The sequence below is a fragment of the Clostridium sp. AM29-11AC genome (genome assembly GCF_003480545.1).
Lineage (GTDB): Bacteria > Bacillota > Clostridia > Lachnospirales > Lachnospiraceae > Otoolea > Otoolea saccharolyticum_A.
Genome location: NZ_QUJI01000062.1, coordinates 445 through 654, shown reverse-complemented (window position 1 = coordinate 654; position 210 = coordinate 445). Strand labels below are relative to the sequence as shown.

Genomic DNA, 210 nt, shown 5'->3' with positions numbered 1-210 from the left:
ATGACGGTCAAGCGTTCTCTGAATGAACTGGAAACCGCCGGACTTATCATGCGGGTGCGTCAGGGCGTTGGAGAACCAAACAGGATTTATGTGCTGATACCGGGAAAGGAGGACGCTGCCCTTGCCTGATACCTCAAAGCTGGAAAAGCTCAACCGGGAGTTGGAGAAAAGCGAAAAGAAACTGCGGAAAGCCATCAATGATGAAAAGGC

The 210-nt window shown here is 51.0% G+C and carries 2 pseudogenes; both read left to right on the top strand.

Annotation, left to right across the window (positions count from 1 at the left end):
* Nucleotides 1-129, top strand: a pseudogene (locus tag DW757_RS17220) (DeoR family transcriptional regulator); the annotation flags it as partial.
* A pseudogene (locus DW757_RS17880) lies at nucleotides 122-210 on the top strand (glutamyl-tRNA amidotransferase); the annotation flags it as partial. The pseudogenes DW757_RS17220 and DW757_RS17880, both read left to right, overlap by 8 nt.